This window comes from Campylobacter showae CC57C (genome assembly GCF_000344295.2).
Taxonomy (GTDB): domain Bacteria; phylum Campylobacterota; class Campylobacteria; order Campylobacterales; family Campylobacteraceae; genus Campylobacter_A; species Campylobacter_A showae_B.
In genome coordinates this window covers 1-8,588 of record NZ_AOTD01000208.1, presented here as the reverse complement: position 1 = coordinate 8,588, position 8,588 = coordinate 1, and the positions used below count along the sequence as shown (strand labels likewise).

Sequence of the window (8,588 nt, the reverse complement as noted above, 5' to 3'; positions counted from 1 at the left end):
GCCTCTAACCACCATTTAAGTTTATTTTAAGTTCCTTTCAGCTACAAATCAATCCCTTTAAATTGCTGTTAATTCCCTTGTTTGCGAAGCGGGGAGCGATACTTAATTGCAAAAAGTTACTTTAACCAAGTTTTTAATTCGCTTTAATTTCAGTGGATTTAGGGCAGTAATTAAAGCAGTAAATTTTATTAAGGAAGTATTGCTCAAAAAATCATCCAAAAAAGGGATAAAAATGAGCAATGTCGCTTCTACCACTCTGCAAGATAGAGAGATCAAAAATCTTGCACCACGATCCACACAATACAAAAAAGTTGTCGGCAACCCAAAAGAACTATACATATTTGTTAATCCAAAAGGCACAAAAACCTTCTCACTCAAATACAAAGAGAGCAAATACGACAAAGAGCAGTTTATAAAAATCGGCGAGTGGCGCGAGGGCGTCTTTACAGCTCAAATGGCACGCACCAAAGCCACGAAAATGCTAAGAGAGCTAAATGGCGGAAAGCTGAGCATTGATGAACTAAGGGGCAGGCAAATAGGCAAATACATCTATGAAAACCTATTTAATAGGATAGTAGAACACAAGCGAAAAAGCGGTAAAAAGCAAAGCTATCTTGAAAAAGTCGTGCTAAGACACCAAAAATACTTCTTGCCAGCCCTTGGTAAAAGGGATATAAAAGATATAAGATACAGCGAGATAAAAGAAGTCCTAAGTGCCATTTTTAACCCACATGACCCAAACAAAAGCAGGCTTGAGACGATACATCGCCTGATAGACAATATAAACGAAGTCTTTATGATAGCTGAGCGAGACGATTATATCGCTAAAAACTTCATCCCAGCACTTCACAAAGAGTTCCCCACTTCACGTAGTTACAAACAACGCCACAACATAGACAGCAGACTAAGTGCGATAACCGACGAGAAAGCCCTAGCCCAGTTCCTGCACGACTTAAAGAGTGATGGCAAGATGGACTTGCAAACCAAAAGAGCGATTTATTTGCAAATTTTATGCGTAAATCGCCCTATCAACACCGCAAGCGTAAAATGGGAGTACATAAACTTTGATGAGCAGACTTGGACTATCCCAGCAGATGAGATGAAAATGAGCTACGCTCATCAGGTCGCCCTGAACTCCTACGCTTTAAAAATCCTAAAAGAGCAAAGAAATTTCTGCATTATAGAAAACGGCTTTGTCTTCCCAGCCCTTAACAAACAAGAGCATATCCACAAAGATAGTCTTAACAAAGCTATCATAAATTTAAACGGCGGATTATACAAAGGCGTAGCTACCGCTCACGGTTTTCGTGCGACTTTTCGCACCATTTGCACGCAAAACAAAGCCCAGCTTCTGCAAATGGGCATAAGCGATGAAGTCATAGAGACCGCCCTAGCCCACAAAGAGAGCGATGCGGTCAAATTCGCATACGAGCGAAGCCGTAGCACCAAAGAGCAACTCGCAAGGCTCATGCAGTGGTATGGCGACTATTTAAATAGCCTAGAGACACTATTTTAAAAAGGGGGAAAATGAGATAAAACACGAAATTTTTAAAATTTGCAAGCAAAAATAAATATATTAAGGATAAAAGATGAGTGAGAAAATCCAAGCGATAGATCTAGACCATTCAAACCTATCGCTTAGCACAAAATACATTTCGGATTATATGCAAAAATGGCTTATATCAAACTTCATAGAGACAAATAAGCTCATTTGCTTTTATGCCAAAGCTGGCAACGGCAAGAGCATAACCACGCTTTTTTTGGCGGTATATCTACTAAAAATAGGAGCTGTTAAAAAGGTGTATTACATAGACGCAGATAATGGCATCGGCACTCTTAAAAATCGTGGCTTAGATAGGATTTTAGCTGAATATCCCAACCTAACTTATATTAGCTTTTCTAAAAAGGTAAAGGAAAAAGACCTTGATACAAGGTCAATTATCTTCACGCTCTCAAAATTTGCAAACGACGAGCATAAGGACGCACTCATCGTCTTTGATAGTATGCGAAATTTCATAAAAGGTTCTATGAGCCTTGATGAAGTGGTCATGCCCTATCTTACAGCCATGCAAGAGATGCGTAATTATTACGCTGGCGTGTGGTTTTTACATCACCAAAATAAGCAAAGTTTTAGCGATAAGGATAACAAAGAGCATAAAGGCTCAACCGCCTTTATAGATAGCTCAGACGAAGCCTACTATGTCAAAAAAAGGGAGCGAAATGGCAGTCAGCTTATCGTAACACTTGAGCCACAAAAAGGCAGAGATGACACCGCCCCACAAGCCGTGATATTAGACACTGCAGAGCTTAGCGTAAGTCTTGGCGACTTTTATCTTTATGATTTAAATGACGAGCAAAAACAAGCCCTAGAATACGCAAAAGAGATCATCGCCAAAAATCCAAGTGGTATAAATTTACAAAATTTAACCAACGAGATAAAACGACTAGCAAAGATAGATGAAACGCAAGTGTGCGGAGCTAAGGCTATAAAATTTCTTTTAAAAAGATTTGATGGTAGGTTTTACACCATAGAAACGAGCAATCAGCACAATCAAACTATTTTCAAAATGCTTTGATTTTCTCCCCCTTTTTTCTTTACTTTTTCAGTTCGGCAGAGTTTGGCAAGAGCCTTGCCGAACTGACTTTGCTCTCAAAGTCCCAAAATAAGGGATAAAAATAGTAAAAAATTTTTAGTTTGGCAGTTTGGCAAATTTTATACGCAAGATCTCAAATTTTAGTGCAAATCCTGCCGAACTGCCGAACTAAACTAAAAGCAACTTGCAAAGTGCCATTTTATCGGCATAAAAAACTTTTTTAGTTCGGCAAGGCTCTTGCCAAACTCTGCCAAACTAAATTTTTTACTCTTTTTGCTTTACTTATTTTTTATTTGATTGTATGATGAAAATAAAAAGGGGAGAAAATGCAAGACCTGCACATAAACTTAACCGAGCAAGACTACAAAACACTTGAAAAACTCTCTAAAAAATTTGAAGTAAGCAAGTCAAACATCATTAGAAAACTTTTGCGTTATGAAAAATATGCAAACACAGTGGAGCGAATGGGGATACGAAATGAAATTTTAGCCGAGTTTTTACTGGAATTTATGTATATCGCAAATAACATAAATCAAATCGCATATCATCTAAACATTGACATTTTTGAAAATGACCCAGAAAATAAAATAGCACAATATCTAAAAGAGATCAGAAAAATCTGCGATGAAACAAAAAAGGAGATTAGAAGCACACGAAAAATTATCTACTATCGCTAAAATATTTCTCTCCCCTTTTTCATTGCAAGCCAAGCAAAGCTTTCTAAATTTCAAAAAATTTTCTTAAATCTTTCTCACACAAAAATCTATAAATTTTTAAAACTACCAAAAAAAAATAAAGATGAAAGTAGCAGGGCAGGATAACCCTTTTTATGGCTGTGTTTTGGGGTGAAATGGCGAGTTCATCGCCATTTGTAAGCAAAATTTTAAAAATTACGCAAATTTCTAAAAAAAGAAAAATTTAATTGTAAATTGACTAGCTACTAGCGTCTATTTTACAGCTATGCCCGACTTTTTTCTAGTATATTTCAGTGCTTTTTTATGCGACGAAATATATAATCCTAGATAAATGTAGCACAAAAGAAAATATAAAAAATGCAAGAACAAAATTATTTTAATATTTCAAATCGTAGATACATTGGCTCAAAAGCAAAGCTTGGCGAGTGGATATTTCAAAATTTGGATTTATCTGACATCAAGAGTGTTTGTGATATTTTTGCTGGCAGTGGTGTCGTGGCAAGTAAATTTGTAGAAATCTCTCACATCAAAAAAATAATAATAAACGATTTTTTATATTCAAACGAAGTTATTTACAACTCTTTTTTTAATTCACCAAATGCTGACCTTAATAAATTAAACGAGCTTAAGAATTTTTACAACAACTCGGTGGCTTTGAAAAAAAACTATTTTAGTGAAAATTTCAGTGATAAATTTTTTAGCAATGGCGATTGTCTTAAGATTGGCTCAATTAGAGAACATATCGCATTAAGCAAATTTGACAAAACCACTGAAAATATTTTACTAACAAGTCTTATTTACTCAATGGATAAAATAGCAAATACTGTCGGTCACTATGAAGCATATATAAAAAACGAAAGCCCCAAAGATAGATTTGAGTTTGATTTGATTTTGCCTATAAAGCACAACAAAACTATTGAAATCCACAGAGAAAATGCAAACAATCTAGCAAGAAAAATTAAGACAGATTTGGTATTTATCGACCCGCCTTACAACTCTCGTCAATATAGCCGTTTTTATCATGTTTATGAGAATTTAATTCAGTGGAAAAAACCAAAATTAAGCGGAACAGCACTTAAACCACCGCCTGAAAATATGAGCAACTACTGCCGAAGCAGTGCTGTAAAAGAGCTTGATGATTTAGTTGCGAATCTTGACTGCAAGCAAATCGCTTTGACATATAATAACACTTATAATTCAAAATCAAGTTCATCACAGAATAAAATAAGCTTTGAACAAATAGAGCAAATTTTGAGCAAAAAAGGTAAGTTAAGTATAAAAGAGAAATCACACAACTATTTTAACGCTGGAAAAACTGAACTTAACGGACATAAAGAATTTTTATTCATCGTAAAGGTAAAAAAATGAAAGCCATTCGTTCCCCGCTGTTTTATGTCGGCGACAAGTATAAACTTATGGGGCAACTTGGCGAGTTATTCCCAAAAAAAATAGAGCGATTTATTGAGCCGTTTGTTGGTGGCGGAAGTGTATTTTTAAACACGAAGGCAAAGGAATACCTAGCTAATGATATAGACACAAATATAATCAATCTGCATAAAACACTGAGCAAATTTGATATAGACGAATTGTTTAGTAAGCTATCAGAAATAATATCTAGTTATGGATTGTCATTTTCACTTAATGGCAAAATAGCTCCTGACGAGCTTAAAAAAAGATATATAAAAACATATTATGCGAAATACAACAAAACAGCCTATGAAGCTTTAAGAGCTGATTATAATAAAGATCAAACAAACATGCTCTATCTTTATCTACTTTTGATTTACGGCTTTAATCGCATTATTAGATTTAATTCAAACGGGCTTTTTAACCTACCAGTGGGGAATGTAGATTTTAATGCAAATGTCTATGAAGCACTAAAAAACTATACAAATTTTATGAGCAAAAATAAAATTTCATTTTCAAATCTTGATTATATAGATTTTTTAAATAGCGTTAAATTTAAAAAAGATGATTATGTCTATTTAGACCCACCCTATCTAATCTCTAACAGCGAATACAATAAGCTTTGGAGTAAATTTGATGAGACTATACTTTATGAAACACTGGATAGATTGGATAAAAAGGGGATAAAATTTGGCATTACAAATCTAGTAAATCACAAAGGACAGACGAACGAAATTATCAAGTCTTGGTCTAAAAAATACAAAATTTACAATATAACTAGCAATTACATAAGCTTTAATGACAATACCATAAAAGCTGATAGCAAAGAAATTTTTGTAACAAATTACATAAGGAAATAAGATGCCACGAAGTGCCGAAAGGAAAATCATAAGCTTTTCAACAACTATGAGAAATCCGCGCAGGATTGGTGAATTTTTAACTATAATCGCAAAATTTGAAAATGAAATTTTAGATAACCAAACAATTATGCAAATCGTAAGAGAAGTTCTGGCATATAGATTATACAGACCAAATTCAATTAACAAAAATCAAGAGCTAAAAAGGAAATTTGATAACGACGAATATATTTTTAGCGACAATGAGTTAAATCATATTTGCGAAATTTCGCCACAAAACCATAAAGAAAAAGGTTTTGAAAAAGGCTGGGAAAGTCGCTTTGATACTTGGTATAAACTGATGAGCGAATTTGGCTTTTGTTACTATGCAAAAAATGAAAGAATTTTAATTAGTGATAGTGCAAAAATGCTAATAAATGCATACTATGACAGCCAAAATGAAAAATTTAAAGATGAAATTGATGAAAATCTCGTAAATGCTGTATTTTTAAATGCTCTTAGCAAATATGAAGTCGGCAATCCATACAAGAAAAATTTAAATCACAACGCACCTTTAAGGCTCTTATTATCACTTTTAAAAACACTAAAAGAACAAGAACAAAATCCGCTTAGCACAAAAGAAATTCCAATTTTACTTTGCTGGCAAAACGATGATGGCAACGAGTTATTTAATTATATTGTGAGCTTAAGAAGCGAAATTTATGAATTGACAAATACTAAATTTGGCTATTCAGATGAATTTATATATGAAAAATGCTTAAATCTCTTAGAAAGTGACAACAGGACAAGATTTAAAATAAATCAAATCACGAGCGAAGCAGTAGATGAGTATATCCGCAAAATGCGCATTACTGGGCTTATTTCGCTTCGTGGAAATGGTAGATTTATTGATATTAATAGCAACGAAATTAAAAAAGCCGAATATATTTTAAGCTTAACAACTCTATTTAACGGCGACTATTTAGATGACGGTAATGCAAATAAACTTGCATTTTATAACTATATGGCAAGTATTGATAATAATTTAATCACTACAGAATCAGCCGTCATAAGTGATGATGTTAAAACGACAAAACTAAGAGAATTTGCCTCATCATATGAAATTGATTTTATCAAAAATGAGCTGCTTATAACTTGCGATAAAAGAAAAGCTTCGACTGATGAACTCTTAAGGCTAATTGACAAGCCACTTAGATTAGAGTTTTTAACAGCCATATATTTAACAAAAAGCTTTGATAATATAAGCATCATTCCAAATTATAAAAGCGATGACGAAGGACTTCCAGTATTTACGGCAAGCGGTGGCAAAGCAGATATTGTAGCATTTGACGACAAAGCAGAAAGCTATGTGGAAGTAAGTCTAATAAGAGATAGAAGTCAAAGCACAAATGAAATGATACCGATCGAGAGACATTTAATAGAAAATATCTCAAATAGCGATAATGACAAGGAAAAATTTAGTATTTTTATAGCACCGATTATCCACGATGATGCAAAAAGATATGCAAAATTTGCCAAATTCAGTAACAAAATAAATATTTCATATTATGCCATTAATGATTTTATCGTAAAAGTTGAAAGCAGTAGCAAATTATCAAATTTAAACGATGAGAGCTTATTGTGAGAAGTTGCACTGACAATATCTACGGCAATAATCCACTGGTGCGTAAACCAACTTTAACCAAAGAAGCCATACTCGCATATTTGAGCGAAATAAAGCCAAGTCTTGAAAGAGACGGCATCCTAAAAATAGGACTTTTTGGAAGCTATGCCAAGGGTTATGCGGACGAAAACTCTGATATAGATATAGTCATATTAGCCGATAAAAAGAGCTTTTTGGATAGATTGCACGCATTTAAGGCACTTGAATATCTAGATGATTTAAAAAAGCAAATCGCTAACAAATTTCAAAAACCTGTTGATATTTGTGACTTTTACTCTGAGCAAAAAATACAAGAGAGCAAGATAGTAAAAGGGGCGATATATGTCTAGTAAAGAACCCATGCCAAATTTAGATGAAGCAAAACCACGCTTGAGTCTAAAAAGCCGAGTATCTACGCAAAGTGGTAACATCGGCGTTCAAATTTATCAACAGTCAAGCTTGGGCATTTTTTAAAAAACTTAAATTATGCTTTTTTATCTTGTTTTAATGCATTTCTTTATGTTTTGTTTCAAAATACTTATAATTCAATATTTTATTTATCTATACCTTACTTATTTTTAAACATAATCAGGAAAACCATCCATAACCATATCCTTAAAGATAGCCAAAATATTATCTTATTTTTTAGTAATTTTTGGCGATTTTACTATTTAAATTTTTATACTTTTTTAGCGAAAATATATCTTATGTTTTTAGAAATTTATTATTTTTAAAGCAAAATCAACACCCACCATTTGCGGATTCTACCCCCCCCCTTTTTTTTTGCCACTCAGCGTAGTGTTAAAATTTTATATACCTTTTTTCTAAGATGTGTTTAGGCTTGCTTTGAGTATCGTTACGCAACCAAAACAAATAAACCAAAAGGAGCAAAAATGAAAATAATCCAAAACGATGATTTGATGAGCATAGAGCAGTTAGAGTTAGAATTTGGCATATCAAAACACATGCAAGCAAGACTAAGAATGAAAATAAATCAAGGCAAGCCAGACTCCATCCCCTATATCAAGGTCAAAAGGGTAATACTATACAGCAGAAAAGCCATAAACGAGTGGCTTAAAAAATTTGCTGTAAATCCGCTAGTATAAGCAAAGCTCAAGCTAAAAAATAAGAAAAACTAAGCTTGATTTTTATACAATTGCAATTCAAGTCTTTTCAAGCAAATACAAAAGCTTTAAAAGCCCATAAAAAAAGGTATTTTAAGCGGAGTATTAAGGAAGTTATTTTTATTTAGAGAAGTTTGCTAAATTTTGGCAAATTTACTAAGAAAAAGTAAATACAGCAGTGTTTAAAGCAGTATTGAAAGCTTAAACTTTTAAATACCGACAAAATGGCAGTTCCAAGGATTAAATCTAGTTAGCCTCTAACCACCATT

The 8,588-nt window shown here is 33.4% G+C and carries 8 protein-coding genes; all 8 read left to right on the top strand.

The annotated features are described in order from the left end of the window. Positions 1-232 precede the first annotated feature (232 nt). A complete protein-coding gene (locus H740_RS07845) occupies positions 233-1,516 on the top strand; it encodes a tyrosine-type recombinase/integrase (protein WP_034957718.1) in 1,284 nt (427 codons plus the stop codon). Positions 1,517-1,589: 73 nt separating this feature from the next. Continuing rightward, entirely contained in the window at positions 1,590-2,576 is a 987-nt protein-coding gene (locus H740_RS07840) for an AAA family ATPase (RefSeq protein ID WP_002953031.1), read from the top strand. 344 nt (positions 2,577-2,920) lie between these two features. Next, positions 2,921-3,271: a plasmid mobilization relaxosome protein MobC gene (gene mobC / locus H740_RS07835; protein ID WP_002953030.1), complete on the top strand. Its 351-nt coding sequence runs from the start codon at positions 2,921-2,923 to the stop codon at positions 3,269-3,271. A 375-nt stretch (positions 3,272-3,646) separates the two neighbouring features. After that, positions 3,647-4,657: a DNA adenine methylase gene (locus H740_RS07830; protein WP_002953029.1), complete on the top strand. Its 1,011-nt coding sequence runs from the start codon at positions 3,647-3,649 to the stop codon at positions 4,655-4,657. Next, on the top strand, positions 4,654-5,556 hold the full coding sequence (locus tag H740_RS07825) for a DNA adenine methylase (RefSeq protein ID WP_002953027.1): 903 nt from the start codon (positions 4,654-4,656) through the stop codon (positions 5,554-5,556). The genes H740_RS07830 and H740_RS07825 overlap by 4 nt, the downstream gene beginning before the upstream one ends. Before the next feature lies 1 nt (position 5,557). Further along, positions 5,558-7,177: an AlwI family type II restriction endonuclease gene (locus tag H740_RS07820; RefSeq protein ID WP_002953024.1), complete on the top strand. Its 1,620-nt coding sequence runs from the start codon at positions 5,558-5,560 to the stop codon at positions 7,175-7,177. After that, entirely contained in the window at positions 7,174-7,545 is a 372-nt protein-coding gene (locus tag H740_RS07815; RefSeq protein ID WP_223154715.1) for a nucleotidyltransferase family protein, read from the top strand. Before H740_RS07820 ends, H740_RS07815 begins: the two co-directional genes overlap by 4 nt. A gap of 543 nt (positions 7,546-8,088) precedes the next feature. Then, complete coding sequence (locus tag H740_RS07810) at positions 8,089-8,301, top strand: MerR family transcriptional regulator (RefSeq protein ID WP_002953022.1); 213 nt, start codon at positions 8,089-8,091, stop codon at positions 8,299-8,301. Positions 8,302-8,588 lie beyond the last annotated feature (287 nt).

Bases quoted from the DNA above. Each gene is read 5' to 3' on its own strand.
- H740_RS07845 (WP_034957718.1), top strand. From the start codon at position 233: ATGAGCAATGTCGCTTCTACCACTCTGCAAGATAGAGAGATCAAAAAT.
- H740_RS07840 (WP_002953031.1), top strand. From the start codon at position 1,590: ATGAGTGAGAAAATCCAAGCGATAGATCTAGACCATTCAAACCTATCG.
- mobC (WP_002953030.1), top strand. From the start codon at position 2,921: ATGCAAGACCTGCACATAAACTTAACCGAGCAAGACTACAAAACACTT.
- H740_RS07830 (WP_002953029.1), top strand. From the start codon at position 3,647: ATGCAAGAACAAAATTATTTTAATATTTCAAATCGTAGATACATTGGC.
- H740_RS07825 (WP_002953027.1), top strand. From the start codon at position 4,654: ATGAAAGCCATTCGTTCCCCGCTGTTTTATGTCGGCGACAAGTATAAA.
- H740_RS07820 (WP_002953024.1), top strand. From the start codon at position 5,558: ATGCCACGAAGTGCCGAAAGGAAAATCATAAGCTTTTCAACAACTATG.
- H740_RS07810 (WP_002953022.1), top strand. From the start codon at position 8,089: ATGAAAATAATCCAAAACGATGATTTGATGAGCATAGAGCAGTTAGAG.